23 protein-coding genes are annotated in these 26,815 nt (G+C 66.8%); 6 read left to right on the forward strand and 17 right to left on the reverse strand.

What is annotated here, in order from left to right:
• Nucleotides 1-1,017 carry an XRE family transcriptional regulator gene (locus OG403_RS06155; protein WP_329562069.1) on the reverse strand — a complete coding sequence of 339 codons (1,017 nt, stop codon included), beginning with the start codon at nt 1,015-1,017 and terminating at the stop codon, nt 1-3.
• A 189-nt stretch (nt 1,018-1,206) separates the two neighbouring features.
• Complete coding sequence (locus tag OG403_RS06160; RefSeq protein WP_442911049.1) at nt 1,207-2,361, reverse strand: IS701 family transposase; 1,155 nt, start codon at nt 2,359-2,361, stop codon at nt 1,207-1,209.
• A 334-nt stretch (nt 2,362-2,695) separates the two neighbouring features.
• Here OG403_RS06160 and OG403_RS06165 point away from each other — a divergent pair, with 334 nt between their 5' ends.
• Nucleotides 2,696-2,914 carry a hypothetical protein gene (locus tag OG403_RS06165; RefSeq protein WP_329562070.1) on the forward strand — a complete coding sequence of 73 codons (219 nt, stop codon included), beginning with the start codon at nt 2,696-2,698 and terminating at the stop codon, nt 2,912-2,914.
• A gap of 19 nt (nt 2,915-2,933) precedes the next feature.
• Here the strand turns inward: OG403_RS06165 and OG403_RS36660 are convergent, their stop codons facing one another.
• Nucleotides 2,934-3,668 carry a 2'-5' RNA ligase family protein gene (locus OG403_RS36660; protein WP_442910868.1) on the reverse strand — a complete coding sequence of 245 codons (735 nt, stop codon included), beginning with the start codon at nt 3,666-3,668 and terminating at the stop codon, nt 2,934-2,936.
• Nucleotides 3,669-3,715: 47 nt separating this feature from the next.
• On the reverse strand, nt 3,716-5,131 hold the full coding sequence (locus OG403_RS06170; protein WP_329562071.1) for a helix-turn-helix domain-containing protein: 1,416 nt from the start codon (nt 5,129-5,131) through the stop codon (nt 3,716-3,718).
• A 246-nt stretch (nt 5,132-5,377) separates the two neighbouring features.
• Here OG403_RS06170 and OG403_RS06175 point away from each other — a divergent pair, with 246 nt between their 5' ends.
• Complete coding sequence (locus tag OG403_RS06175; protein WP_329562072.1) at nt 5,378-5,989, forward strand: hypothetical protein; 612 nt, start codon at nt 5,378-5,380, stop codon at nt 5,987-5,989.
• A gap of 19 nt (nt 5,990-6,008) precedes the next feature.
• Here OG403_RS06175 and serS read toward each other — a convergent pair whose 3' ends face one another.
• The 9 genes from serS to OG403_RS06220 all read right to left on the reverse strand — a co-directional run bounded on the left by serS (nt 6,009) and on the right by OG403_RS06220 (nt 17,106).
• Nucleotides 6,009-7,241: a serine--tRNA ligase gene (gene serS / locus OG403_RS06180; protein ID WP_329562074.1), complete on the reverse strand. Its 1,233-nt coding sequence runs from the start codon at nt 7,239-7,241 to the stop codon at nt 6,009-6,011.
• A gap of 123 nt (nt 7,242-7,364) precedes the next feature.
• Complete coding sequence (locus tag OG403_RS06185) at nt 7,365-8,129, reverse strand: NAD-dependent epimerase/dehydratase family protein (RefSeq protein ID WP_329562076.1); 765 nt, start codon at nt 8,127-8,129, stop codon at nt 7,365-7,367.
• 181 nt (nt 8,130-8,310) lie between these two features.
• The gene (locus OG403_RS06190; RefSeq protein ID WP_329562078.1) at nt 8,311-9,099 is read right to left on the reverse strand and encodes a sugar phosphate isomerase/epimerase family protein; all 789 of its coding nucleotides are present in this window, start codon (nt 9,097-9,099) and stop codon (nt 8,311-8,313) included.
• A gap of 266 nt (nt 9,100-9,365) precedes the next feature.
• Nucleotides 9,366-10,919, reverse strand: coding sequence for a hypothetical protein (locus OG403_RS06195; protein ID WP_329562080.1), 1,554 nt, complete (start codon nt 10,917-10,919; stop codon nt 9,366-9,368).
• Nucleotides 10,920-10,935: 16 nt separating this feature from the next.
• The gene (locus tag OG403_RS06200) at nt 10,936-12,417 is read right to left on the reverse strand and encodes a radical SAM/SPASM domain-containing protein (RefSeq protein WP_329562082.1); all 1,482 of its coding nucleotides are present in this window, start codon (nt 12,415-12,417) and stop codon (nt 10,936-10,938) included.
• Nucleotides 12,418-12,684: 267 nt separating this feature from the next.
• Nucleotides 12,685-14,400 (reverse strand): carbamoyltransferase family protein, encoded by a 1,716-nt coding sequence (locus OG403_RS06205; protein ID WP_329562084.1) that lies wholly within the window; start codon nt 14,398-14,400, stop codon nt 12,685-12,687.
• Between the two features lie 2 nt (nt 14,401-14,402).
• A complete protein-coding gene (locus OG403_RS06210; protein ID WP_329562086.1) occupies nt 14,403-15,509 on the reverse strand; it encodes a Gfo/Idh/MocA family protein in 1,107 nt (368 codons plus the stop codon).
• Nucleotides 15,506-16,315, reverse strand: coding sequence for a sugar phosphate isomerase/epimerase family protein (locus tag OG403_RS06215; RefSeq protein ID WP_329562088.1), 810 nt, complete (start codon nt 16,313-16,315; stop codon nt 15,506-15,508). The genes OG403_RS06210 and OG403_RS06215 overlap by 4 nt, the downstream gene beginning before the upstream one ends.
• A 236-nt stretch (nt 16,316-16,551) precedes the next feature.
• Nucleotides 16,552-17,106 carry an ATP-binding protein gene (locus OG403_RS06220; protein ID WP_329562090.1) on the reverse strand — a complete coding sequence of 185 codons (555 nt, stop codon included), beginning with the start codon at nt 17,104-17,106 and terminating at the stop codon, nt 16,552-16,554.
• A 293-nt stretch (nt 17,107-17,399) separates the two neighbouring features.
• Here OG403_RS06220 and OG403_RS06225 point away from each other — a divergent pair, with 293 nt between their 5' ends.
• The 4 genes from OG403_RS06225 (at nt 17,400) to OG403_RS06240 (ending at nt 21,806) form a co-directional block, all read left to right on the forward strand.
• Nucleotides 17,400-18,617: a helix-turn-helix domain-containing protein gene (locus OG403_RS06225; protein WP_329562092.1), complete on the forward strand. Its 1,218-nt coding sequence runs from the start codon at nt 17,400-17,402 to the stop codon at nt 18,615-18,617.
• A gap of 29 nt (nt 18,618-18,646) precedes the next feature.
• On the forward strand, nt 18,647-19,120 hold the full coding sequence (locus OG403_RS06230; protein ID WP_329562094.1) for an NUDIX hydrolase: 474 nt from the start codon (nt 18,647-18,649) through the stop codon (nt 19,118-19,120).
• 99 nt (nt 19,121-19,219) lie between these two features.
• Nucleotides 19,220-20,539, forward strand: a complete 1,320-nt coding sequence (locus OG403_RS06235) for an IS630 family transposase (RefSeq protein WP_329561723.1) — start codon at nt 19,220-19,222, stop codon at nt 20,537-20,539.
• Nucleotides 20,540-20,663: 124 nt separating this feature from the next.
• A complete protein-coding gene (locus OG403_RS06240) occupies nt 20,664-21,806 on the forward strand; it encodes an IS630 family transposase (protein ID WP_329562096.1) in 1,143 nt (380 codons plus the stop codon).
• Here the strand turns inward: OG403_RS06240 and OG403_RS06245 are convergent.
• The 4 genes from OG403_RS06245 to OG403_RS06260 form a co-directional block, all read right to left on the reverse strand.
• Complete coding sequence (locus OG403_RS06245) at nt 21,791-22,342, reverse strand: hypothetical protein (RefSeq protein ID WP_329562098.1); 552 nt, start codon at nt 22,340-22,342, stop codon at nt 21,791-21,793. The two genes, OG403_RS06240 and OG403_RS06245, sit on opposite strands and share 16 nt — an antisense overlap.
• A gap of 128 nt (nt 22,343-22,470) precedes the next feature.
• The gene (locus tag OG403_RS06250; RefSeq protein WP_329560820.1) at nt 22,471-23,790 is read right to left on the reverse strand and encodes an IS630 family transposase; all 1,320 of its coding nucleotides are present in this window, start codon (nt 23,788-23,790) and stop codon (nt 22,471-22,473) included.
• Between the two features lie 267 nt (nt 23,791-24,057).
• Complete coding sequence (locus tag OG403_RS06255; protein ID WP_329562100.1) at nt 24,058-25,551, reverse strand: type I restriction-modification system subunit M; 1,494 nt, start codon at nt 25,549-25,551, stop codon at nt 24,058-24,060.
• Nucleotides 25,548-26,798 (reverse strand): restriction endonuclease subunit S, encoded by a 1,251-nt coding sequence (locus tag OG403_RS06260; RefSeq protein WP_329562101.1) that lies wholly within the window; start codon nt 26,796-26,798, stop codon nt 25,548-25,550. Before OG403_RS06260 ends, OG403_RS06255 begins: the two co-directional genes overlap by 4 nt.
• Nucleotides 26,799-26,815: the final 17 nt, after the last annotated feature.

The raw sequence follows: 26,815 nt of genomic DNA on the forward strand, positions 1-26,815 counted from the left end.
TCAGTTCCTCTGGGCCAGCAGCAGGTCGGCGCGTTCGATCAACTCGCGCGTGCGCGCGCCACCACCGAAGGATCGCAGGTCGTCCGCTGTGCGACCGAGGTGCTCGTACAGGCGGGACGACCGAACACCGACCGCCAGCTCCAGCACGTTCTCGACGGCCGCGTATCCCGCCTCGCTCTCACCGCTCCGCAGGTGAGCAGAGGCCGCTCGTGCTTCGAACAAGGCGCGGGTCCGGCGGTCCGCCGGGTTCAAAGACGCATGGGCTGCTTCGAAATTGACGGCAGCCGGCCGCGGGTCCCCCAGGTCGAGATGGCAACTGCCGGCCTGCCCCGCGACCTCACCTTCGTTGATCCAGTACAGCCAGCCGGGATCTTCCTCCGCAGGACCCGCTGCTGTGAGTTCGGCGGCGGTCCCCAAAGCCCGAAGGCACGCTTCCCGCTCCCCCAGCTTGGCGTAACCGCGTGCCTGCCGCATGAGGAGCATCGCCTTCAGGGAAGGCGAGTTGACGGCCTTGACCTTCTCCCTGGCAGCCTGCATCGCACCGACCGCGTCACGGGGGTCACCGTTGGAGTAGCTCTGGATCGCCAGGTAGGAGAGCGCTCCAGCGCCGAGCCGCGAATCTCCGGAGGCGTGAGCCGCTCGCAGCGCGCCCAACAGGGCCTGCTGAGCCAGGGCGTGGCGTCCGGCATCGAAATGGAACCATCCGAGCTGGGTGGCAGTGTCGGCGGCGACGGCAGCGAGTGAGCGGCCGGTCGACTCGTCGTAGCTCGCGTTCCGCAGCATCCCTTCCAGGAGGGAGAGATGGGCGCGAGCCAGGTCGGCGAGACTCCCACTGCCAGTGCTGGCATCCATGTGCCGCAGCTGATCGGCCGTACCCCGGAGGTGCTCGATCAGCTCGCCGGTGATCTGGCCTCCGTTCGCTGCCCGGTACAACGGCTCCGGGTCGGCGATGCCCCAGTGGTGGACGTGTGCGGTCAGCGCTGTGCCTGACAGTGCGAGAAATCGGCGGCGGTCCATGGACTCCCCTAGTACTCCAGTGAGAGTTCTCCGTATGTCCTGGTCAGCGGCCTGGTGGCGGTGAGTGTAGCGGGGCTGCGGCGTGGGTGGGGCGGCTTTGACGTGGATGTCCCACCCACGGGTGGCCGCGCCGCATGTAGTGACAGCGGCGGGCGTGTGCTTGGTGGCGGCGCCGCCACCGGGACCATGTCACTGCGTGGCTGCGGTCCGGAGAACGCTGGTGGGGTCCAGTTGCCAGCAGACGGCGAATCTCGGCCGGCGTGAGGTCCACGAGGTCGGGCGCGTCGTGATCGCCTCCCCCTTTTCGCGTTCCTGGGCGGCCATGGCGGCCAGGAACATGTGGGCGAGCATGGCGAGCGTGATGTGTCGGTACCAGCCCACGAAACGGCGTACTTCGTACTGGTCCAGGCCGCACTCGTTCTTGGCGCTCTGGAAGCACTCCTCGATCTTCCAGCGGCAGCCGGCGACACGGACCAGGTCCGCGACGGTGGCCTCCAGCGGCGCGCAGGCGAGGTAGTAGGCAATCTCGTCGGGTCTGGTGATGCTGCGCCGGGCTAGCATCCACCGCTGGCGGGTGGGTTCCTCGCCGTCGAACTCCCAGACGGCGGGCAGGCGGGCGGCGGCCCAGTCGTAGAAGCGCTCGCCCTTCGCGCCGGCCCCGGCGGACAGCCGCTGCCAGGCCTCGGGCGGGGACTGACGGAAGAGGTGGTCGATGCGCGGGCCGTGGACCTGCTGGGACTTGGGTACCGCCACCACGTAGGAGAGTTGGGCGTCTTCAAGGAAGCGACGGAAGTGGGAGTCCTGGCCGTAGGCGGAGTCGGCTGTGACCCAGGCGATGGGCAGAGGCGAGGCCAGCGCGCGTGTGATCATGGTGCGGGCCAGCTCACCCTTCGTCGCGAAGACGCGCCCGTCCGGCACGCGGGCGGCGCGGCATCGTTCGCGGTCGTCGGTCCAGGAGTTGGGCAGGTAGAGCTCGCGGTCAACCAGTGCGTGGCCGCGGCTGGTGGCGTAGGCGGCGAAGACGCCGATCTGGCAATTCTCGGTGCGGCCGGCGGTTCCGGAGTACTGGCGCTGGACTCCGGCGGAGGTGGTGCCTTTCTTCACGAAGCCGGTGTCGTCGATGATGAACACGCCGTCAGGGGAGCCGAGTTGCTCGGCCGCGTAGGCCTGGAGGTCGTCGCGTACCTCGTCGGCCTCCCAGCGGGCGCCGGCGAGCAGGTGCTGCAGGCTGTGAGGTGCTTGGTGCCCGGCATACTCAGCCAGTTGCCAGCTGTTCTTGCGGCCTACCGGGCCCAGCAGGCCACGCACGTAGTCCCGCATCCGGCGTCGGGGCTCGACCCGCATGAAGCGGCCCCCGATTCGCAGGAAGAGCTCGTTGAGTTCCCGATCCCACAGATCTGTCGGCAGATCATCGTTCACACCGATGCTCTCTCCCCGCCGCTGTCACTACATGCGGCGCGGCCACCCGTGGGTGGGACATCCACGTCAAAGCCGCCCCACCCACGCCGCAGCCCCGCTACACTCACCGCCACCAGGCCGCTGACCAGGACATACGGAGAACTCTCACTGGAGTACCGGCCCAGGGTTCGGCGAGTCGGCCACCGACCTGGTGCTGGTGCCGATCCATCCGCAGACCGGAGACATGTGGCAGGCGCGCGCCGGGGCGGTGCCGGTACCCATGGATGCCACGCTCTGGGCCGAGCTCGCCTTCCCGCCACACCGGACCCGGCTGCCGGTGGTCGGCGGACTGCCGGCAGGCGTGGAGCGGGACGACCCGCTGCCGCCGCACCCGTGGTACCCGTTCCAGCCGTCCAGGGAGGCATTCCGGTACACGCTCGCGCGGATGCCTGCGGTCAGGGAACCGTGGCTGCGGGCGATCTACGACCGAGGATGCTGACCGTCAGCGATAACTCCCGCTAACGCTTGTCCCTCGCTCCATCGGAGACGCCACCGAGACGAATCTCCTCCAGCGTGGTCCAGCGATAGCGGTGATCCTCCCTCCGAAGTTCGACCAACTTGACACCCGATACAGGAAGTTCAGCAGGTTCGAGGCGACGGAGATCGGTGATTGCCCTTTGGATTGGTTCTGCCGGGACCGGCCGGTTGCAGTACGCGATTCCCAGGTGGGGTCGAAAGCCGCTGGTCGGCTTGGCCGTGGCCACCCCGGCCGCAGTGCCGACGTCGGTGAGTGTGCTGTGCAGCTGCAGGAGTGGCCCCCACGGTGCGAGACTGAAGCGCACTGCACCACGAGACCCTGCCAGGGGCAGGACTTGAAGGATGAATGGATCAAGTTCTGCGCAGCGCGCACGGGCAGCTGCAGCTACGGTCGCCAGCATGTCTTCGCTCGCCGCGCTGACTCGGCTGATTGTGATGTGCAGTCCGTCGGCGGCGGTGTGATCAAGTTCCGGCCGGGATAGCTGCCGCTGGCATCGCTCCGCCAGCGAGTGAACGTCGGGCGCCTGCTCCGCGGTAATGAACCAGTAGAGCCGACGGCGTCCGGATGATCTCCCAGTCCGGTCCCAGTGGTTGACCATCATGGTCACTGCGGAGAAGGCGGCCCAGTCGTGGTCCGCAATCACCCTGGGGTCAGTGAGCGACGGCGGCGGGTCGGCGGGGAAGACGGTGGGTCGTGTGGGCGTGTCTGGGTACATCGACGCTCTATTCGTCCACGGCCAGAGGGCGCGCTCAGGATCAGGGCCTATGCCTCGACAATGTACGCGGCCTTCTGGACCCTCCACTGCGCGAGGGCCACACCATACTCAACCACTGCATCGAGATGAGACCACGGTGCCGCGAGCTGCTGAAGTTCGGCAGCGCGCTGCACGACTGAGCGGATCGGGTTCGCACCTCCGGAGTGCAGCGCTGCTCGGCCGAGGTCCATGGACTGCTCGACCTCTGGGTTCGGACCGTGAAGGTAGGAGGCTGCGACATCCAGGGCGATCAGGGCCCGGCTCCAGGCGGAGTCCGCTTCCTGGACGTGCTGCGCGACCTGGTCAGCGTAACTGAGCACCTTCGGGGTATCGCCAAGCGCCATGTGAACGGTCGCGGCGTTGGCCAGCGTGCGTGCCAGTCCGTACGGCTCGAAAGAGATGCACGGCGTCAGACCGAGCGGCGTGCCGACCCGTTCGGTCAGTGCGAGAGCCTCCCCGATCGCCCGCTCCGCAGCCCGCCTCTCGTGGAGCTTGCCGAGGGCGCGCGCCTTGCCGTTGACCAGCAGTCGGACGGCTTGTGGGCTGCCGAGCGCGAGGCGGACGCCCGCGTCCGCGAGGTCGTGGGCCTCACGGTACTGGCCGGCGTAGTAGGCCTCCAAGGACTGTGTCCCCCGGACCCAAGCCATCAGTTCGACGTCCTGCACCTCCTCTGCCAGCTGGAACGCCTCCGCGCAGTAGGCCTTGGCGGCTGCCGGACGACCCGCGTTCACCGCCATATAGCCGAGGAGGCCGGCTGCCTGAGCAGCCAGAACGTAGAGCTTCTGTCGCTGGCCGGGATGCTGCCGTCCGCTCAGCAGAGCATGTAGCGAGGACCGTAGCTGAGCCCCGACCGGGGCGAGGGATTGCGGTCCGCCGGTCTCGTAGGACGTAACGATCGAGTCGACGGACCGAGCGAACTGGGACAGGACGGCGGTATCAACGTTCACCGAGGTAATCGCAGTCAACTGATCCGCGATCACCGCCGGATCATCCCAGATTCCCGCAGTGGCTGCCTTCTCCGGTGTGCTTCGGCGTTGGGCGCGCACCGGCACGAGCGCCGCCGACTCCGCAGGAAGCGGCGCGATCAGGGCGGGTGGGATGCCCAGCCCCTTGGCCCACTGCTGGAGCTGGTGACGGTCGCGGATCGTCTTACGACCGTTTTCCAGTCGGCTGACCTCGGCTTGATCGATTCCGACGAGCCGCGCCACGGCCGCCTGCGGAAGCCCTGTGTGCCGACGGTACAAACGAACCACCGCTCCGAAGTCCCAGCGTCTCAGCGCTCCCATGACCTCGGGCTCCGCCCAGAACGCCGCGTCGGCCTTGGGTGCCATGCCGCGCTCGCACAGCGCGCATTGACGCCGTTGGTTGAAGCGGCTGAGCAGCGCTCCGCAGCCGGTGCAGCATCGCTGTTGCGCGTTCTCCACGCCCCACCCCATTCGGTACGTGACCGGATGACACCGCTGAGTTCCACACTGCCACAGCTGCCCTTCACCCCGGCCAGTAGCAGCGCGATTTCCCGGGTGTCTGACTCGGGGCAGGAGGCTCACCCAGTCGGCCTACTCCCTGATGCCGAGTCTGCTGATCTGTCGTCGACTGGCATTGCTCCGTGTCTTGCATCAGCATGCGGTCCAACGTTGGGCTGCCGTGCCGTCGCTTCGGTGGAGGTCGAGATGAGCGCCAACTCCCACGGCATTGACACGTGGTGCCAACCAGGGCCGTACGCCGACCAGGCCCGCGCCTACTACGCGGCCAAGGACCCCGCTCACGACTTTGTGCACGTCCAGCGCATCCTGGCCCGGCTTGAATCCCTGCGTGACGGCCAGCAACCCAGACTGCACCTGCTCTACTTCCTGGCCTGCTTCCACGGACTCGTCCCCAACCTTGATGATCCGGGATTTCGGCGGGACACCGCCGCCTTCCTCGAGTCTCTCGGGTGGCCCGCCGAGGAGGTGACTCAGGCCCTGGTCAGCCTGGAACGTCACCTCAAAGAGCCGATGTTGCTGGAGGAGGAATTGGTCCACGACGCCAACTTCCTTGAGGCTGTGGGCGCTTTCGGCATCGCGAAGGCGTTTACTACCGGCGGGGCGAGAGGACAGCACTACGAGGAGACCATCGAACGCGCCAGATTCTTCATCGATCGCCCGGTCTTCCGGACTCGGCTCGGCAAGGACCTCGCAGTCGAACGCCGCTCCTACGCCCACGCCTTCCTCGACGTTCTGGAAGCTGAACTCGCAGCCGAGCTGTCCGTCCGATCCGAGGGGATCAGACGGACAGCTCGGTGAACTACCGTGCCACCGAACCTCAGTCAGCCGTGCCGAGCGTGGCTGGCGCCCCGTACTGCTGGAGCACCTTCGGGACCGCGACCACGCCTCGCTCGTCCTGGAAGTTCTCCATGACTGCGAGCAGGGCTCGCGCCGTGATGCCGGTGCCATTGACGGTGTGCAGGAACTCGGTCCCGCCGTCACGACGGACCCGGGCGTTCAGACGGCGGGCCTGGTAGTCGGTCGTGTTGGAGCACGACGTCACCTCGCGATAGCGCTCCTGGGCGGGGAACCAAGCCTCGATGTCGTACTTCTTCGCGGCTGGGTTGCCCAGGTCACCCACCGCGATATTGACCACCTGGTAGGGCAGGCCCAGCGCCTGGATGATCTCCTCCTCGTGCGCGAGGATCTCATCGTGGATCTGCTCGGACTGCTCCGGCAGGCAGAACACGAACATCTCCACCTTGTCGAACTGGTGGACGCGGAACATGCCGCGGGTGTCCTTGCCAGCCGAGCCCGCCTCGCGCCGGAAGTTCGTCGAGAAGGCGGTGTAGCGAGCGGGAAGCTCGTCTTCTTCAAGCCGTTCGTCCATATGGAAGCCGCCGAGCGCGACCTCCGAGGTGCCACTCAGGTACAGCTCGTCCTTGTCCAGCCGGTAGAGGTTGGTCTCGTCGGTCGGGAGATAGCCGGTGCCGTACATCGCACGCTCGTTGACCAGGACGGGCGGCAGGAGATAGGTGAAGCCCTTACTGATGATCCGGTCCAGCACGAATCGATAGAGAGCTTGCTCGGTCAGCGCGACATCCCCGACCCGGTAGGCGAAGCGCGCCCCGGCGAGCCGGGCCCCGCGCTTCATGTCCACCCAACCGGTCCTCGATGCCAGCTCGAGGTGGTCCTTGGGTGTGAAGGGGAAGACCGGGATCTCACCCCAGGTCCGGACGACCTCGCCTTCGTCCTCACCGCCGGCGGGAGCGGTCGGGTGCGGCAGATTCGGGAGCCTGTCCAGCAGATGTTGACGGCGGGCGGCCGCGTTGGCCAACCCCTCTTCGGCGTCACGAAGTTCGTCCTTGAGGCGCTTCAGGTCCTCGATCTGCTCGGGGGTCGGCGCGCCCTTGGGGCGCTTCTGCGATCGAAGCCGATCAACCTGGTCCACAAGTTCGCGCCAGCTCGCGTCAACCGCGAGCAGGTCGTCGAAGTCCTCTGCAGCGCCTCGCCTGGCGAGGGCGGCACGGAAGTAGTTGGGCTCTTTACGAGCAGCCTTCAGATCGATCACCCTGGTCAGTGTAGTGAATCCAGGCGGCTCTGGCAGCGCAATATCAACTGCTGACCCTGCGATTATTGATGATTGATTGATCATCAGCTCTTCGCATCCAAGTGCACCTCGGTGTGGCTCCTCTTATGTGGGAAGTTGATGGTCGGCGAAGGCTCCGCCCGTCCAGCGGTCGGTGAGCGGCCCGGGGTCGGGGTGCCGGTCAGCGCTGTCGGCGGCCTGGTAGCCGAGGGTGCCCCAGCCGGTGCGGGGCCACCATCGCTCGGCGTTGCCGGAGGTGCCGTACAGGGTGAGGAATCGGCTCGTTAGGGGGCGGGTGGCTGCGGCGTACAGCAGGATGGTGGCATCTCGGGGGCTGAGCCAGGTCACTCGGTGGCGGGGCTCGCTGGGGCGGGGCCGGCAGCTACCGATCCGGACCGCGACGACCTCCATGCCGCCCTTGTGCGCGTAGAGGTAGCCGAGCGCCTCCATAGTGACCTTGCTGACGGCGTAGAAGCTGTCCGGCGCCAACGGCGCGTCCTCTGGACCGCTGGCGGGGTTCAGGCCGGTGACATGGTGACTGCTGGCCAGCACCACGCGCGGTACCCGCTGGCGACGGGCCGCCTCAAGGACATGGTGGGTGCCGGTGATGTTGTGCTCCACCATGTCGGCAAAGGGCCCCTCCTGGCTGCTGCCCGCAAGGTGGATGATCGCGCACGCCCCTACGGCGGCCTTGTCGACAGCGTCCTGGTCGCGCAGGTGGGCCTGGACGAACTCGGCGCCGGCGGGAGGCCTGACAGCGGGCGTTCGCCGGTCGAGCAGCCGCAGCCGGACACCTTGGGCGGTCAGGTCAGTGGCCAGGCGTGTGCCGATGGCCCCGCTCGCCCCGGTGACCAGGAGAGGGCCGCTCACGAGCGAGGGCGTGGTTGAACATCGCGGCCACACCGTCGTCGCTCGGGGGTACCTGTAGGTTCCGCGCTGCGGGGCGCGGGATCGGCGACGGCCTCCGCCGCAAGACCGACGGACCCCAGGGCGGCCAGGGCACCCAGGTGCGTCGCGCCGACCTCGCCGGCGCCCACCAGCAGAACCCGGCTCACGCCAGACCTCCCGGCAGCGTCGCACGCAGGAAGGCGGCCCCTGCGGTGAGCGCGTCGGCTGGAGCGTCGCGAATATGGGTCTCCAGCGCGTACGGCAGGGCCGGACGGACGGCGCGCAGCAGGGGCAGCAGCTGCCGGTAGGGGACGCACCCGGTACCCGCCGTACAGAACACCCGGCCTCCGTCCGCAGCCGGACGGTAGTCCTTGACGTGCACGTACTCCACGTATGGGGCCAGGGACCCCACCACCTGTGGCGTGGCCTGGCCGACCTCGTGGAGGTTCGCCACGTCCAGCCACAGCCCGAGTCCCGTAGCGTGGTAGCGACCGAGCACCTCCAGCAGCTCGTCGGCGTGGGCGACGGTGCAGACCGGCTCGTTCTCCAGCAGAAGCCGCACTCCCGCCGCGTCCGCGACCTCCAATGCCTTCGCCAACAGCGGGTCACCGACCAGATGCTCCGTCAGATCCGGCTCAACACGTAGGTGGGAGAACACCCGTACCACAGGCGCTCCCAGAGCCAGCGCCGCCTGGACCGCCCGCTCCACCCACCCCAGCCGCTCGCTTCGCGCGACCCGAGTAGGGAACCCGAAACTGTCCACCGGCCCCGGCCTCGCTTGCGGCCGGCACCACTTCCACAGTGGAGAGGCCAGCGCCGCCACTCGCAGGCCGCGCTCCTCGGCCATGCCGCGCAAGCGCCGCAGCCGGTCGTCGCCCAGCATCACGGCGTTGGCGCCCCACGCCGTGCGGATCTCCAACTCGGTAATGCCCAACGCCAGGGCGAGGTCCATTCCATGAGCCGGGTCCTGCCCAAGCTCGTCCGGATTAAGTACCAGCGTGCCCGCCGGGTGTGAGTCCATGGTCGTCTCCAGGAGGAAGCTGTATCGGGAAGGTCGGCTCCCCGCAGGATCAGGGGGTCCTGCGGGGAGCCGTGATGCTCGCGAACGGGCCGCTCAGGGGTGCGGGAGCGGCGGGTTGGGGATCGGCGGCGCTCATTGCGTGGCTGCGCGGACAAGTCCGGGGCGACCTCGCACGAGAGGCCACAGAGGGCGAGCGTTCAGTTGAAGAGGTTCTCGTACTTCCAGTACTGGATCTCCCACTGGGTGGCCAACGGATCACGTGCCGCTTGATCACTCAGCAGGCCGCGCTTGGTCATGGCGAGCTGGAGGTCCGCGAACTCCCGCCAGCCCCAGCGCAAGAAGCCCTGCACGTCGCCGATCAGGACCTCTGCCGGCTGCTCGGTCAGGGCTCGCACCATCGGCACTGTCAGGAACCCCAGTGTCGAGGATTCGTACCGGTGCAGCGGGGGCAGATGGGTACCCGCGAGCAGGGCCTGTGCCTCCATCAGATGATCAACCACCTGGAGCTGGTACCACCGGCAGGTGAACGAATGCCCCCTCTGCGAGGCCTTGTTGACCACCCTCAGCTTCCGCCAGATGATGAAGTTGAGGAACCGCCACCTGCGATGACGTGCTGAAGAGTTCGAATCGACGGCGGGTCGCCCTGACAGTTCGACCTGACGCTCAATCAGCCAGCGGAGCGGCTCTGCGACTCGCATGCTCCCGTCGTACGTCCGGCTACCGATGCGGTCGCAGCCCAGCTCCGACCCGAGGTAGACGGTCTCGCCCATCGCTGCGGCTGCCCGCGCTGCGACATGGAACGCCCGTCCCGGGGCACGGTCGCGCGCCGCCCAGATGCTGCCGTATTCATCGACGAAGAGCTCGGCGTGGTCACGCAGTACGGGCAGCCAACCATCCGCCGGAGAAGGGGGATTACTGAGGTCGTTGGCGTCGAGATGGCCAAGCAGCAGGTCGTCCATCCCGCAGGTGGTCCAGGACGGCGAGGCCAGCCCTTGGGCGAGCCGCTGGTGGACTTCCAGACGCCGCTGCGCCTCGTGATGGTTGCGAAGCATGGCCGCGGCATACGCGCTCCTCCACTTCGGGTGAGGTGCATAGAGGCCGGCCTGGAGGTAGGCAAGCTCCAGCGAGGCCGTAGCGGCGCGGTACGCACTGCGCACCGCGACGAAGCTCGGGCCCTGATCCACCAGGAAACGGCGGGCGGTCCCCGTCCAGGCCGAGATCCGGGTGAGCGCGTCGTCCTGGCGTGCCAGCAGGATGCCGTCCGGCCACCGCCCGGCGCGCTGCTGGAGCCTTGCGTGGATCCCCGACGGGTCGTGGATGGGGTGTGAGTCGAGAAACCAGGACAGCAGCCATTCGCTCTGCCGGTGCCAGTGCTCGGGCCGCTCTGAGTGGTGGTAGATGGCGCTGAGGTCAGCCCGGGCGAGACTCTCGATCTCGAAGCGCATGCCCTTGTCGCACACCGCGCCGTAGAGAGCGTCGAGGTGGAGGTTGTCGATCAGCTTCTGCAGGCCGGATGCATGCTGGGCGTAGTCGCGCTCGCGCTCGAACATGACGAAGACGTCGAGGTCGGAGTGCTCGTCCGCGGCTCCGTAGGCGACCGAGGAGGTGATGTTGACGCTGATCCGGTTCTCGATCTCCGGGAGGTGCGTCCGGATCGCCGGCAGGAGGTGGTCGCGAAGCGCCTGCGTGGCGGTCTCACGAAGGCGCAGCGAGTCTGCAGTCGTGTGGGCCAGAGCCGTTGTCGTAGTCATGTCCCCTCCGGGGCAATCAGTCGAGCGTCTGGTGACCGATTGAGTAGGACAGGGTTCGCGGCCTAGCGGAGACCTCGCCGAACAGCCGCTGGCGCTCGGCCGGGCTGGGCAGGTGCCACCAGGTGTCGGAAAGCTGCCCCTGGGGTCGAACCTGCTGGAAAAGGTCGTCGATGAAGAGCCTGTTGAACCGCTTCGTGTACTGGCAGCTGCGGATGTCGATGGCCATCTCGTCGCCGGTGTGGACCATCGCGTCGTAGGCGCAGCCGTTGCCGCACATGCCTCGGGCCTGGCAGCCGTCGCAGTGGGTGTAGTAGATGGGCGAGCGCTTGCGCCACTTGTCCACGACGGTGGACCGGTAGGCGTCGATGTCGAGTTGGCGCATGGCGAGCCGGTCCATGACGAGGAAGCTCTTGCACGGCCCGACGTTGCCCTTGGCGTCGACGTTGAGGTTGGTGCCGCCTGCGGCCCCGCAGTCGTGGAACCGGTAGCGCTGCTGCACGAAGGGCTGGAGCTTCCGGTAGACGAGTTCCAGGAACAGCCCGCGATCGCGGAACCGCTGGTGGATGGCATACATCCGGTCGGCGTAGTGGCCCGGGTCGATGAGCTGGTCGTAGTCCTTCTGGTCTGGGGTGGGTGGCTTCATGAAGTTCACGCCGAGGCCGGTGGGCTGGTAGGTGTCGAGGAACCATTCGATGATCCCCTCCGCGCGATCGAGGTTGTGCTGGCCGAGGACCATCGACAGGGAGACCTCCGCGCCCGCCTTTTTGAGCTGACGAACGCCCGCGTCGACCATGCGCCACGAACCACGGCCGCCGTGATTCCGGCGCAGGGCGTCGTGAACGTCGGAGGGGCCGTCCATGGAGACGATGCACTTCACGTCGTGCTCGGCGAGGAACGCGGCCTGACGGTCGCGGATCAGGGTCGCGTTGGTGCCGATGACGAACCAGAAGTTCTCGCCGGGGCGTGCGGCGCGCTCGGCGACCTCGACGATGTGCTGGATCTGGTGGAAGAAGAGCGTCGGCTCGCCTCCGGTGATGTGGATGATCTTCGGGCGGCTGACCTCGGAGTGGGTGAAGAAGAAGTCGATCACCTCCGCGAGGCGGTCGGCGTCCGTCGGTTCGGCCTGCGGGGCGAGGACGTTGGGGATGACCTTGCAGTACGTGCAGGAGAGGTTGCAGACGTCGGTCAGCAGGATGCGCAGCAGGGTGAACGAGGGCTGGACCTCCGTCTTGGTGTCCTCCTGCCGCATCAGGTCGCGGTGGAACGCCTCCGCCTGTCCGCCGGCTGCTGTGATGAAGCCCTGTGCCTGCATCACCTGGGCGAGTGCCGGGTCGGCGGGCTTCCTCCCGGCCTTGAGGTCTTCGAAGGTGTCCCGCAGGACGCGTCCGCCGTAGAGCTGTTCCTGTCGCAGAGCGTGGTTCAGGCACCATGCGCCGCCGCCGAGGTCGATGAGCGCGGTGTTGGTCTCCGGTTGCGGTCCACCCTTGCGGACGACCACGGCCGGAAGGGCGCCAGCGTCGAGGTACACGTGAGTCGTGGCGGTGCCGGTGCTCGTGCTGAGGGCCGGGAGGCCGTCACGACCGTAGTCGTCTGCGGACGGGACGAGGGCCGGACGCAGGCGCGGGATCGGGAGGATGACCTGCGGTGGGGCAGCTGCGGAGGACGAGCATGAACCGCAGCCACCGGCGTCGATGCTGAACGAGGGTTCCACGATAACTCCCAGTAGTTCGAGGTGGGTTGGATCACTCTGGGGACATCAGTCGGGTCAGCGGCGTCGAGGCGTGATGAGGAGACCGTCGAGCACGAGGCAGTCCAGCCCCATGGCGAGGAACTCGGCGATGGCGTCGCCTGGGGTCTCGACGATCGGGTTTCCGGCAGCGTTGAAGGAGGTGTTGAGGAGGACTGGGATTCCCGTGAGCTGGCGGAATCGCTCGATGAGTGCGTGGTAGTCGGCGTCCTGACCCGGGTGTACGACGTGGACTCGGGCCGTGCCGTCGACGTGTACGACGGCGGGGATACGGAACCGCAGATGGCGCCGGACGGGTGCGGCCTGGAGCATGAAGGTGGCGGGAGCGCCGGGAGCGATCTCGCGATCGGTGAGGTCGAACCATTCGGACGCCGACTCGGCGGTGACGCTCGGGGCGTACGGACGGAACGCCTCGCGGCATTTGATCTCAAGGTCCAGGCGGGTCTTGGTCTCGCGCCGTCGCGGGTCCCCGAGGATGCTGCGCTGCCCGAGCGCTCGTATCCCGTACTCGCTGCCGCCGCTGAACCAGCCGACGATCTGTCCTTGGGCGAGCCTGGACGCGACCGCTCCCACCACGTCTGGCGACGGCTCGACGTCGATGTGGGCCCCGTACCCCTCGGCCGCTGCCCGGATCTCGGCCGCCCCATAGGGACGACCGAGTGCCGCGCTTTTCATGGCCCAGCGGCGCGGCTGGCCAAGCAGGCGGTGCCAGGTCCAGAGCGCGTTGCCGAGGGCCTGCCCGACGTCGGAGGCGGCCGGCTGAATGAAGAGGCCGTCGAGATCCAGCTCTCTCGCGATTCTGTGGTTGGCGACGCAGTTCAACGCGGTACCGCCGGCCAGGCAGACCGTACGGATCCCGGTCTCCTCGACGGCGCGGCGCACCAGGTCGAGAAGGGCGCGCTCCAGGGCGGACTGTGCGAGTCCCGCTACTTCGTGGTGGAGGTCGGAGATGGGCTCTCCGGGGTCGCGGCCCTGATCGAGCGAGATCCCGAACTCTGCGGTGAGCCAGTCGGTGACGGCCTCGACCTTCGCGTCGTGCCGCTGCGGAAGTCGGCATCGCAGCCGGCCCTCCTCCCACTCGAAGAGCCGCGAGTCGCGCCACTTCCCCGTGGCGTGGGCCGCCAGGGCCATCGTCTGTCCGGCATCGTGGTAGCTGGAGAAGCCGAGCCACTTGGTGATGTAGTTGTACGCCGCGCCGAGTGAGATCTCGTCAGGCTGGTCTCCATGGCTGGCAATCCGCCGGATCTCCGTCCCGCTGCCACTCGTGCAGGCCCAAACGGTGGTCCGTTCCAGGCTGTTGAGCCAGTACTCGTGCCGGGTGCGCGGCCCGAGGATGTTTCCCTCGTTGTCGGCCACTACCGTGATCGCCTGCTGGTAGGGACTGGCGAGGAAGGCGCTCGCGGCGTGCGAGAGGTGGTGCGACGGCACGACGACGACCTGGTCGTCTCGGACGTCGAGCCCCTGCAGGCGCAGCGAGTGGGCGGCCCAGTCCGCCGGTGGCGGAACCTCGCAGCAGATGCTGACCGCGACGTAGTCGACCGAGCGGATGTCGGTCCCCATCGCGTCGAGGCAGTACTGGCTCGCCTGTTGGACCGATCCGCAGTGCTTCGCGCGGGTGAGTCGCTCTTCTGCGATGGCGACCATCGGCACCCCGTCGCGCAGGAGAACCGCCGCCCCGTCGTACAGGTCGGTGCCGGTGGATGTCCGAGTCAGGTTGACGCCCAGGATGTCCATGCTCAACGCCTCCCCAGTTGTGGTCGCCTGCTTGCGACGGCCGCCCGGTCAGGTACCTCCGCCTGGCCGTCCCGGGCCGTCGAGCGGGCGGCTGCCTCCAGGACGCTCGTGACCGCCACGAGGTGATCCGGTCCGGTCACCGTGGGGCGACCGGTCCGGCAGGCCACGGCGAACTCTTCTAGCTCGACCTTCAGCGGCTCCCGATAGCCGTGCAGGCTGCCACTCCGCGGGCCTTGGTTGCAGCCGTCGACGAGGACGTTGTCGCTCCCTGGACTGCTCTGCGCGCCCGTCCGCGTCAGGGTGTCCTCGCCGTTCACGTGGCCATGGCGGTAGGTCACCGCCCAGTCCTCACCCAGCACGCGCAGCGAGCGCTTCGCGCCAGGGTGTCGCCAGCCCAGATAGACCTCACCGCGGACCCCTGAGGCGAATTCCAGGTCGAGAGTCACGGCGTCCAGATGTCGACCGCTGGGGAATCGGTGGCCCCGCGCTGCCACCTTCAGTACCGGTTCGGCCATCAGGTGAAGCAGGATCGACACGTCGTGCGGCCCGAAGTTCCACAACACGTCGCAGTCGGGCCGGCGTTGGCCGCCGAGTCGCTCGCTACGGAGCAGCCACGGCGTACTCGGGGCGCCCTCCCACAGCCACCGTGCGAGGTTCCGGACAGGCTGGGTGTAGAGGAAGGTGTGGCCCACCGAGACCTGGAGGCCCCTCTCGTCCGCCTCGGCCACCATGGCCTCGGCGTCGGCCGTGCTCGTGGCAGCTGGCTTCTCCACGAGCACGTGGCGGCCGGCACGCAGCGCGGCACCGACCATGTCCGCGTGGGTGTGTGCCGGAGTGGCAATCACCACGGCCTCGACCCGGTCGTCGTCCAGGGCGTGCGCCAGCGTGGACCACACCGGCACGCCGTACCGCTGCCGAGCGAGATCGCGAGCCTCGGGCCGAGGGTCCACTACGCCCTGCAGCCTGACGCCGTGCGCGTCGGTCACCGCTCGGGCATGGTTGGCGCCCCAGCGCCCGTGCCCCACCACGACGACGCTGAGTGGGCTGTCTCCCATAGGCCCTGCGGGTCGGTTCGACAGCACCTCGGGGATGCGAGCGAGCTGGGTCACGGAGTCACCCACTTGCGCAGCGCCGCGATCGAGCGGTCCAGGCCGTCAAGGTCGCCGCGCAGGTGCGACTCCAAGGTGACGGTGCCGGAGTACCCGAGACCGTTGAGCCGGTCGAAGATTTGCGGCCAACGCAGGGTCCCGTCGCCAACCGGTACATACCGCCCGTCCTGACGGTCCTTCACGTGCAGGTCCACCGTCCGGGCCAGCAGTTCCTCGCTGAGCTCGTCGAGCCCGTCGCTGCCCGCCGCGAGGTAGCTATTGCAGGGGTCCACTACAGCGGACAGTCCCGCGAGGGCGGTGAAGCGCTCAAGCTCAGGGAGCGTCCGCACGTAGCAGAAGTACTCGTTCTCCACGGCTGCCAGACGGGCTGGCCAGCCCTCCACGGCCTGCGTGATGCTGTCGATCTGAGGCGCCGTGAGGGTAGCTGCGATCGGCTCCGCTGTCAGGAAGGTGAAGATCCGGACGGTCGGCGCCTGGAAGGCAGCGGCGAGCGCGGGGAGCCGCGCCGCGGCGTCGATGTGATTCGAAAGGATCGGCGGAAAGCCGACGAAGTGAGGATCGACCAGGTGCGGCCCAGGGGTGTCGATGGGGAGGCACTTGAAGAGCGGCGACATGATGGACGTGACCGCGAGGTCGTGCCGCCGGAACAACTCCGCGAGACGCTCGACGTCCTGGTCGTCGCACTGAAGGATGTTCTTCCCCCAGATGGAGCGCACGGCTACGTGCCGGATGCCCTGCGCGACGGCGTACTTGATCGCGACCAGCGGGTCCTGGGAGACCTCATCGGTGATAATCGAGAGCTTCACGCTGTTTCTGTTCCTCTCGTACAAGCGAGGGCGAGGCCCTTCGCGGTTGAAAGCTGACATCGGCAGCAGCAAGCACTCGGGACAGGAACTTCGGCCTTGATCAGGCGAGTTGCGATCCGGGATCCGCTCTACCAGCTGAATACGGCGCTGGTGAGCGCGATGAAGCTACGGCTGTGTCTTTGTGAGGACCGCGGGCCCGCCGGTTGAGGGAGCCGTCACGGGGGCGACCCGCTCCGTCACCGTCTCCTACGTCTTTCACCGATCGGCGACGCGCCGTTGGCGGCGATATCGGGTGCCTGCGTCGGCGTCGGGCCGCTGCCGAGTGCCGGCGCAGTCCGGTCAGGCAGGGCGCACAGGGCCCAGACGACCTTGCCTTCGCCGCTCGGGTACCAGCCCCAGGACTCGCTGAGCTCGCCGACCAGGAGAAGGCCGCGGCCGTCCTCATCCAGATCTGCGGCTCGACGAGGTTCAGGTGCCCGGTCACAGGAATCGGTGACTTCGATCAGCAGACGAGTGCTGTACGGCCGGACGTCCACGTGCACCGTGGCGCCCTCCACCGTTACCGCGCTGGCGTTCTCCACCAGCTCAGTCACGATCAGCTCGAGATCCCCGGCAGTGTCCGGGGTCAGCCGCCCCGCGTACTCGTCCCGCACTGCCCATCTGGCCGTGCGCGCAGCGGCTGGTCCTGCCTCGATGTCACGGGCCAGCCGCGGTATCCCCGCTTGGTGATCGGCCAGTTGGGACAACGCCGGCACCGTGCCAGACCCGCTGATCGTGCCATGACGCAGCATCTGCCCACCTCCTCGTCGCGTTCGGCGGAACCCGATCACCGGGCGGAAGAAGACGCGGTTCTCCCGACGGCCTCCGCCGCCCTCACTACGATCACTACGATGCCGACCAACACCCCGGCCAGTTATGAGCGTTTATGAGCGAGCGGCCCGTCCGCGTCTGCCCTACGCTCCAGCCAACGCATCGTCAGTTCCGAAGTAGAGTCAGAACGCTAGAGCTGGGAAGGGATGACAACCCGGAAAATTCTTCCGGGGTCCGATCGCGGCTGGATGGGACGCTGGGGGGCGAACCAACGATGACCGACGGCTTGAGCATCGGCGAGCGCATCGCGTGGTACCGGCGACGTCGCGGGATGTCTCAGGAGGTGCTCGCCGGCCTCGTCGGGCGGAGCACCGACTGGCTCAGCAAGGTAGAGAACGACCGCATCGCCATGGACCGCCTCGCGGTGATCAGGAGCGTTGCCGACGCGTTGCGCATCCGGCTGGGCGACCTGCTTGATGAGCCCTCAGTCCAGGCCCGGAGGGCAACTGCCCGCGCCAGCGCCGTCGAAGCCCTCCGCGACGCCCTCACGGACTACCGCCGCATCTCGCCCGTGCTGGATCACGGGTCGAATGGAGGACTGATCGAGCTGGACGTCCTCGACGCCCGCCTCCGATCCGCCTGGGACGCCTGCCAGCACGCCCACTACTCAGTCGCGGTCCACCACCTCCCCTCGCTGCTCGCTCACACCCACCAGGCGGCACAGCGACATCACGGAAACGAGCAGTTACGGGCCTACTCCATGCTGGCTCTGACCCACCACCTGGCCGCCACGGTCCTGGCGCGCACCGGCGAAGCGGATCTCGCATGGATCGCAGCCGACCGTGGCCTTACAGCCGCTCAGCACGGCGGCGATCCTCTGGTCATCGGGTCGCTCTTCCGATCCGTGGCGCATAGCTTGCTCTCGTGCGGCCGCTTCACCGCCGCACAAGACGTCACCACCGACGCAGCCAGCTATCTGACGGCCGCCCGGCATCCCGCCTCCCCCGCATTCCTGTCGGTGTACGGCACCCTTCTTCTCGTCGGCGCTATGGCTGCTGCCCGAGATGGCGAGCGGGCCGCCGTCCAGGACTACATGCGAGGTTCGGACCGCGCAGCCGGACAGCTCGGCCACGACGCCAACTACCTCTGGACGGCTTTCGGACCTACCAACGTCGCCATCCACCAAGTCTCCACCGCGGCTGAACTCGGCGACGTTCACATCGCCCTCGACCTCGGCCCCTCGATCGAGGCCGCAGGGCTCCCGGTCGAGCGCCAGGTCCGGCACAAGCTGGAAGTCGCCCGCGCCCACAGCGCTCGTAACCGATTCGACGACGCGCTCACCATCGTGCTCGCCGCCGAGCAGCTCTCCCCCGAGCAGGTCAGAGACCACTTCATCTCCCGCCAGCTGGTTGGCACTTGGGTCCGCACCATACGCGGGAAGCCCAGCTTGCGGCTGGCTGCGCTCGCGCAGCGCCTGCAGATTCTCGAATGACCCTTCATCCACCGACTAAAGTCACAGCCGTGAACACGGCCCAGGACCACGAACCAGTCGCCCAGCCACGCGTCGCCGCCGGCGTGCTCTTCTTCGACGCCTCCGGACACGTCCTGCTGGTCAAACCCACCTACAAGGACGGCTGGGAGATCCCTGGCGGCTACCTGCACCCCGGAGAGACCCCGACCGAAGGGGCCGCCCGCGAGGTCCTCGAAGAGCTCGGCATCACGCCGCCGGTCGGTCGGCTTCTGGTCGCCGACTGGGCACCTCACCCGGCGGAAGGCGACAAGCTGCTCTTCGTCTTCGACGGCGGCGTGCTGGCGGACGAGCACCGCGAGACGATCGTCCTCGATGGCACTGAGATCGGCGAGTACGCCTTCCACCCTGCCAGCGAGATCGACAGCCTCTTGATCCCCCGCCTGGCCCGCCGCGTCCACGCAGCACTGCTGGCAAGAAGTCAGGCCCGTACGGCCTACCTCGAGCACGGAGCGCCGCTTGGCTGAGTCGCCCTCGCCCGTAGATCGCTGGCCCTAGTGTGATGCGCCGCAAATCACGAGGTAAGTTGATACCCTTTTAGAGTGGCGCATCCTGGACCTTCTGCCGTGGCGATCACGCTGTCTGGTGACGAGCGTGCCGAGTTGGTGCGTCGGGCCGGGTCGTGGGACCGGAGAGCGGCCGAGCGGGCCCGGATCATTCTGGCGTGCGCTGACGGTAAGTCGAATGCCGCTGCCGCGGAGCAAGTTGGCGTCCAGGCAAAGACGGTGTCCAAGTGGCGGCGCAAGTTCGCGGCCGAGGGGCTGGCCGGCTTGCAGGATGCGGGCCGTATCGGTCGACCGAAGGCCGACCTGGTCCTGAGTGAGGCCGAGCGGGACCAGTTGGTGCGCTGGGCGAGACGGGCGAAGACCGCGCAGTTTCTCGCGCTGCGGGCCAGGATCGTGCTGCGCTGCGCGGAGGGCGGGACGAACCGGCAGGCGGCGATGGACCTGGGCGTCGACGATTCGACTGTGGAGCGCTGGCGGGCCCGGTTCATCGACAAGCGGCTGGACGGCTTGCAGGATGAGCCGCGTCCAGGCAGGCCGCCCTCGATCCTGCTCGATCAGGTCGAAGACGTCATCGTCGCCACTCTGGAGTCCGCCCCGGGTCAGGACACGCACTGGTCGCGGGCCTCGATGGCCACCCGCACGGGGCTGTCGAAGTCGACCATCGGGCGGATCTGGAAGAGGTTCGACCTCAAGCCCCACCTTCAGGACAGCTTCAAGCTCTCCACCGACCCGCAGTTCGTGGACAAGGTGGTGGACGTCGTCGGGCTCTACCACAACCCGCCCGAGAAGGCCGTCGTACTCTGCGTCGACGAGAAGTCCCAGATCCAGGCGCTGGACCGGTCCCAGCCAGTGCTGCCGATGATGCCAGGCATGCCCGAACGCCGCACCCACGACTACCTGCGGCACGGCATCACCAGCCTGTTCGCGGCCTTCAACATCGCCGACGGAACCGTCATCAGCGAACTCCACCGCCGCCACCGGGCCCTGGAGTTCAAGAAATTCCTGATCACCATAGACAAGGCCGTCCCCGCCCAGCTCGACGTGCACTTGGTGTGTGACAACTACAGCACTCACAACACCGCCGAGATCAGAACCTGGCTCAGCCGGCACCCACGCTTCCACGTCCACTTCACCCCAACCGGCTCATCCTGGATCAACCAAGTCGAGCGCTGGTTCGGCCTGTTGACCGACAAGCTCATCCGCCGCGGCGTCCACACCTCCGTCAAAGCCCTCGAAGACGACATCAAGGCCTGGATCGACACCTGGAACCAGGATCCGAGACCGTTCACCTGGACCAAGACCGCCGATGAAATCCTCAAGTCCCTCGCCGACTACCTCGCCAAGATCAACCCTCCTCGCCAGCAACCATCACAGCAATAGTTACCCTCGTGATTTGCGGCGCATCACACTAGTGCTGTGACCGCATAGGTTCGCCGGGTTGGCTGTGGTGCCGCCTCAACCGGTTGGATATGGAGCGACATCCGATTCGGCGCGGGGAGGCGTGGTGGCGGAACCGGTCAAGGTTCGGAGGTTGACCGATCAGGAGGGCCAGCAGTTACAGCGGATCGTGCGTCGGGGCAGCACCAGCTCGGTGCGCTACCGGCGGGCGATGATGCTGCTGGCCTCGGCCGGTGGCAACCGGGTCCCGGTCATCGCCCGGCTCGTGCAGGCGGACGAGGACACGGTGCGGGATGTGATCCACCGGTTCAACGATATCGGGCTGGCCTGCTTGGACCCTCGGTGGGCGGGAGGCCGTCCCTGCCTACTCAGTCCTGACGACGAGGACTTCGTCGTACAGACGGCCACCACCCGACCCGCCAAGCTCGGCCAGCCCTTCACCCGCTGGTCCGTCCGCAAACTGCTCGCGTACCTGCGTCGTGTCCACGGCCGGGTGATCCGGATCGGCCGTGAGGCCCTGCGCTGCCTGCTCGCCCGACGCGGCGTCACCTTCCAGCGCACCAAGACGTGGAAGGAGTCCACCGACCCCGACCGGGACGCCAAACTCGACCGGATCGAACACGTCCTGGAACGCTTCCCCGACCGCACGTTCGCGTTCGACGAGTTCGGCCCGCTCGGTATCCGCCCCACCTCCGGCAGCTGCTGGGCCAGCGAGGGCCGGCCCGACCGTCTCCCGGCGACCTACAAGCGCACCCACGGCGTGACCTACTTCCACGGCTGCTACTCGATCGGCGACGACACCCTGTGGGGCGTCAACCGCCGCCGCAAGGGCACCACGAACACCCTGGCCGCGCTCAGGTCGATCCGCGCCGCCCGCCCGGACGGTGCCCCGGTCTACGTGATCCTGGACAACCTGTCAGCCCACAAGGGCAAGAGGATCCTGCGCTGGGCCGAGAACAACAACGTCCACCTGTGTTTCACCCCGACGAACGCATCCTGGGCGAACCCGATCGAGGCTCACTTCGGACCGCTGCGACAGTTCACGCTCGCCAACTCCAATCACCCGAACCACCCGGTCCAGACCCGCGCCCTGCACCACTACCTGCGCTGGCGCAACGCCAACGCCCGCCATCCCGACGTCCTCGCGGCCCAGCGCAAGGAACGCGCCCGAATCCGCAGTGAGAAGGGCCTGCGCTGGGGCGGACGACCGCAGCACGTGTCAGCCGCGGACGTTCAGTCCCTCGGGTAAGTGGCATGCCCACGGGCGTGGATGATGCGATCCGGCGGACGGCGAAACCTTTCCGGGCCCGCGACGCCGCCGACCACCAGCCCGGTCCCGGTGTCCGCGAAAACGTAGTCGTACGTGAGACGGCCATCCGACCACCACTCGCGCCGCTCCACCGGCCGGACCAGGATCCGCTCGAACCACTCCGCAGCGATCTCGCCCATGTCCTGTGGGGTGCCCGTCGCTTCGAGCACTTCCACACGCGACTGATCGTCTGGCCGGGGATAGTACGACTGACTGTGAACTTCGCTGCACCGGATGTTAGTGCCGTCGAAGCACGCTCCGAGCGTGAGCAAGCCGAGGCTCCTGGGCTCCATCTCGACGCTGACGTCCAGCACGGCTCGCCAGTACGGGTAGCCGTCCTCAGGCTTCACAAGCTCCGTGTTCTGTGGCCTGCAGGACCAGGTCCTAGCCCTCATGCGCAGATGCGCCAGGAAAGCACGCTCGGCCTGGCTGAGGTCGTCTTCCTTGTCCTCTTCGAACCAGTCGAACTCATTCACGGACGGCACCCTACCGCCGTGACCACCGATTTCAACTGGCTTACGCAGCTGCCACAGAACGAGCCGCCAACCCGGCGAACCTTGCCGGTCAGAGCACTAGTGTGATGCGCCGCAAATCACGAGGGTAACTATTGCTGTGATGGTTGCTGGCGAGGAGGGTTGATCTTGGCGAGGTAGTCGGCGAGGGACTTGAGGATTTCATCGGCGGTCTTGGTCCAGGTGAACGGTCTCGGATCCTGGTTCCAGGTGTCGATCCAGGCCTTGATGTCGTCTTCGAGGGCTTTGACGGAGGTGTGGACGCCGCGGCGGATGAGCTTGTCGGTCAACAGGCCGAACCAGCGCTCGACTTGGTTGATCCAGGATGAGCCGGTTGGGGTGAAGTGGACGTGGAAGCGTGGGTGCCGGCTGAGCCAGGTTCTGATCTCGGCGGTGTTGTGAGTGCTGTAGTTGTCACACACCAAGTGCACGTCGAGCTGGGCGGGGACGGCCTTGTCTATGGTGATCAGGAATTTCTTGAACTCCAGGGCCCGGTGGCGGCGGTGGAGTTCGCTGATGACGGTTCCGTCGGCGATGTTGAAGGCCGCGAACAGGCTGGTGATGCCGTGCCGCAGGTAGTCGTGGGTGCGGCGTTCGGGCATGCCTGGCATCATCGGCAGCACTGGCTGGGACCGGTCCAGCGCCTGGATCTGGGACTTCTCGTCGACGCAGAGTACGACGGCCTTCTCGGGCGGGTTGTGGTAGAGCCCGACGACGTCCACCACCTTGTCCACGAACTGCGGGTCGGTGGAGAGCTTGAAGCTGTCCTGAAGGTGGGGCTTGAGGTCGAACCTCTTCCAGATCCGCCCGATGGTCGACTTCGACAGCCCCGTGCGGGTGGCCATCGAGGCCCGCGACCAGTGCGTGTCCTGACCCGGGGCGGACTCCAGAGTGGCGACGATGACGTCTTCGACCTGATCGAGCAGGATCGAGGGCGGCCTGCCTGGACGCGGCTCATCCTGCAAGCCGTCCAGCCGCTTGTCGATGAACCGGGCCCGCCAGCGCTCCACGGTCGACTCGTCGACGCCCAGGTCCATCGCCGCCTGCCGGTTCGTCCCGCCCTCCGCGCAGCGCAGCACGATCCTGGCCCGCAGCGCGAGAAACTGCGCGGTCTTCGCCCGTCTCGCCCAGCGCACCAACTGGTCCCGCTCGGCCTCACTCAGGACCAGGTCGGCCTTCGGTCGACCGATACGGCCCGCATCCTGCAAGCCGGCCAGCCCCTCGGCCGCGAACTTGCGCCGCCACTTGGACACCGTCTTTGCCTGGACGCCAACTTGCTCCGCGGCAGCGGCATTCGACTTACCGTCAGCGCACGCCAGAATGATCCGGGCCCGCTCGGCCGCTCTCCGGTCCCACGACCCGGCCCGACGCACCAACTCGGCACGCTCGTCACCAGACAGCGTGATCGCCACGGCAGAAGGTCCAGGATGCGCCACTCTAAAAGAGTATCAACTTACCTCGTGATTTGCGGCGCATCACACTAGGAGCACTCCCGGGATGCGATTGGCCGGTCTCCCGCCGCCGACGCGCAGACCGTTTACCACCAGGTGGGACGTCCTCATCGAGGCCGGCCGGGGACGGAGCGGCCCGAACAGCCACGGCTCTGGGCCCAACCGCGGGAGGAGGTTGATGTCCGGTCGCGGCGGGCCCAGGGCCACACTGAGGGTGGCGGCCAGCGTCTACCCCTCGTCAGAGCCCTCAGTGCCGGCCAAGGCCTGGGCGATCGCTGCGAATTCGCTAAGCGCAGCTTCGAGGTCCTCGACGATTTCGCGAGCGATCTGCTCGGGGGGGAGCAGGCTCGCAGCGTCCTCAAGGGAGGGGTCCTTGAGCCAGGTGATGTCGAGGTTGGCCTTGTCACGGGCGATCAGCTCATCGTACGTGAAAGCCTTGAAGCGGTCCGACTCGATGCGCTTATCCAGGTCTTCTCCTGGCATATACGCCTCAACGAACGGCCGGAGCGCTTCCCGGGTCAGCGGGCGGGTCTTAAGGGTGAAGTGCTCGCCAGTACGAAAGTCATAGACCCACAGCTTCTTGGTCCACGGCTCTTCGCGGACCGGCTTGCGTTCGAAGAACACTACGTTGGCCTTGACGCCACCGGCATAGAAGATGCCAGTGGGCAGACGCAGGATGGTGTGCACATCGAACTGCTTGAGCAGACGGCGGCGGATCGCCTCGCCGGCGCCTCCCTCAAACAGCACATTATCGGGCAGGACGACGGCGGCACGGCCGTTGACGGTGAGCATGGAAGTGATGTGCTGGACGAAGTTCAGCTGCTTGTTACCTGTAGAAGCCCAAAAGTCGTCCCGGGTGACGCTGTTCTCGCCCTTCCGCGCCTTACGGCCGTCGTCTCCAATCATGGTCACCGAGGACTTTGTGCCGAACGGCGGGTTGGACAGCACCAGGCTGACCGGCTTGGCCCGTTGGGCAAGGGAGTCGCCGACATCGATGGGCGAGTTGTCGCTAGGCTGGACGATGCCGTGCAACACCATGTTCATCGCAGCGAGGCGAGCCGTGCCATCTACCAGCTCGGTACCACCGATGGAACCCTGACTGATCCGGCGGCGCTGCTCGGTGCTCAGATCCTCCGCTCGGTTCTGCAGGTACTCAAAGGCATTGATGAGGAAGCCGCCGGTGCCACAGGCCGGGTCAGCGATGGTGTCGTCAGGGCGCGGTTGGACACAGTCGATGATCGCCTGAATCAACGGGCGCGGGGTGAAGTACTGACCGGCCCCGGACTTCACATCGGTGGCGCTGTTCTCCAGGAGGTTCTCGTAAGCCTCGCCCTTTACGTCAACGCCTTGCCGGGACCAGTTCTCCTTGCCGATCAAGTCGACGACCAGGCGCTTGAGCTTCGCCGGGTCCTGGACCTTGTTCTGCGCCTTGCGGAAGATAGTGCCGAGGATTCCGGGCTGCTTGCCGAGCGCCGTCAACGTACGGCGATACTGCTCTTCCAGCTCATCACCGTCGGAGTCGACAAGCTTTTGCCAGCTGTACTCGGCCGGGACAACCTGCTCGGGCTTGAGGGGCCGGCGAGCGCGCTCATCGGCCATCTTTAGGAAGAGCAGGTATGTCAGCTGCTCGACGTAGTCGATCGCTGACACGCCGTCATCCCGCAGGACATCGCAGTAGTTCCACAGCTTGGCGACCAGCTGGCGGGTCTGGGCGTCGCTCACGCGGACTGCTCCTTGGTGGTGCGGGGGGTCGGGTTGGCGATAGTGGTCGCGCCGCGCGTTCGCTTGGGTTTGGGCGCGGCGGCACGTTCGGTCCGAATACGAGCCAGGAGTTCCGAGGCGGGCTCATCCACAGGGTCTTGGGTAACGAGCTGTCCCGAGAAAGCCTGCGCCAAGAGGGCGCGTCGGAGCGCGGCAGCCTTGCGCCCCGCAGCCTCCAAAAGCGCCTCTGCATTGTCGGCCAGGGAAATGTTCCGCTCACCTGCTGCGACGAGTTGAGCCTGCAGATCCACTGGAGGAATCGGAACAGGGAACAGCTTTACCTTTTTCAGGCTAATTGAGGCCAAATTTACACTCTGCGTGCCATTAGCCTCAAACCATTTCCGCCCCGCTCCATTGGCATGCCAGGCCAACAGCTTTGGATGAATTGTGCCATTTGTAACCCGGGCACGGAATACATGATTCTGATGGATGCAGTCTGGGATTTGATCCTCCCAAATCCAGCCACGGCCGAGCTTGTCTCGGTCTCCACCCTCATTGAGCAAGACATCCCCCGCGAGGAGGCGCAACTTGGCCGCCTGCGCCTCGGGGATCCTAATCTTCGAAATGGTCGCCAGATCCAGCCTGCCCCGCTGAACATTTGCAACCCGCAAGTAAGGAACTTCAGGGACTGTCGGATCAGACTGCAGCTTACTGTCCTTTGTGACACCGCCAACCACTTCGGCAATTTCGCCCAACCTGCGCCATTCCCAATCCTCGGGAACGCGGGGCAGGATTCCGTCTTGCGTCCCGACGGAAGTGGGAAACGCTGCTGTCCCAGATCCAGAAACGTCGGACACTCCCCGACCCATACTCGCGGAAAACATGATGCCATCACGCAGGAGCCCCAACCGCTTCCGGGCTGATTGGACAAGCGTGCAGGCTCGGTCCCATCTAGACATGTGATCTTCGAGGACAGCGACGATGCGTCGTTGTTCATCAAGGGGCGGCACTGGGACAGGAAGGCCCTGAAGTGCCCGAGAATTAATTTTTGGCAGAACGTTCCGACCCTGATGCTGGCTAGCTACCTCAGTAAATGAGGGCGACAGCATCCACCAGCGAAGATACCTCGCATCGATCATTGAATCAATCGGATACATGTCCGCGCTACAGAGTCCAGAGAATTCGACGATCACCGCTTTGGCCAAATATGGGCGGATCTTCGAATAGAGAATCTGCCCCGGCTGAAATGCATGCTTGGCGCTGATCACGCCATCTTCCGCCACAG

It is taken from the genome of Kitasatospora sp. NBC_01266, assembly GCF_036242395.1.
Lineage (GTDB): Bacteria > Actinomycetota > Actinomycetes > Streptomycetales > Streptomycetaceae > Kitasatospora.

What these genes read in the sequence shown, in the direction of transcription:
- OG403_RS06205 (WP_329562084.1), bottom strand. Translation starts at nt 14,400, where the DNA reads ATGGACATCCTGGGCGTCAACCTGACTCGGACATCCACCGGCACCGAC.
- OG403_RS06175 (WP_329562072.1), top strand. Translation starts at nt 5,378, where the DNA reads ATGAGCGCCAACTCCCACGGCATTGACACGTGGTGCCAACCAGGGCCG.
- OG403_RS36660 (WP_442910868.1), bottom strand. Translation starts at nt 3,668, where the DNA reads ATGTACCCAGACACGCCCACACGACCCACCGTCTTCCCCGCCGACCCG.
- OG403_RS06160 (WP_442911049.1), bottom strand. Translation starts at nt 2,361, where the DNA reads ATGCGGGTCGAGCCCCGACGCCGGATGCGGGACTACGTGCGTGGCCTG.
- OG403_RS06165 (WP_329562070.1), top strand. Translation starts at nt 2,696, where the DNA reads ATGGATGCCACGCTCTGGGCCGAGCTCGCCTTCCCGCCACACCGGACC.
- OG403_RS06225 (WP_329562092.1), top strand. Translation starts at nt 17,400, where the DNA reads ATGACCGACGGCTTGAGCATCGGCGAGCGCATCGCGTGGTACCGGCGA.
- OG403_RS06220 (WP_329562090.1), bottom strand. Translation starts at nt 17,106, where the DNA reads ATGCTGCGTCATGGCACGATCAGCGGGTCTGGCACGGTGCCGGCGTTG.
- OG403_RS06195 (WP_329562080.1), bottom strand. Translation starts at nt 10,919, where the DNA reads ATGACTACGACAACGGCTCTGGCCCACACGACTGCAGACTCGCTGCGC.
- OG403_RS06155 (WP_329562069.1), bottom strand. Translation starts at nt 1,017, where the DNA reads ATGGACCGCCGCCGATTTCTCGCACTGTCAGGCACAGCGCTGACCGCA.
- OG403_RS06190 (WP_329562078.1), bottom strand. Translation starts at nt 9,099, where the DNA reads ATGGACCTCGCCCTGGCGTTGGGCATTACCGAGTTGGAGATCCGCACG.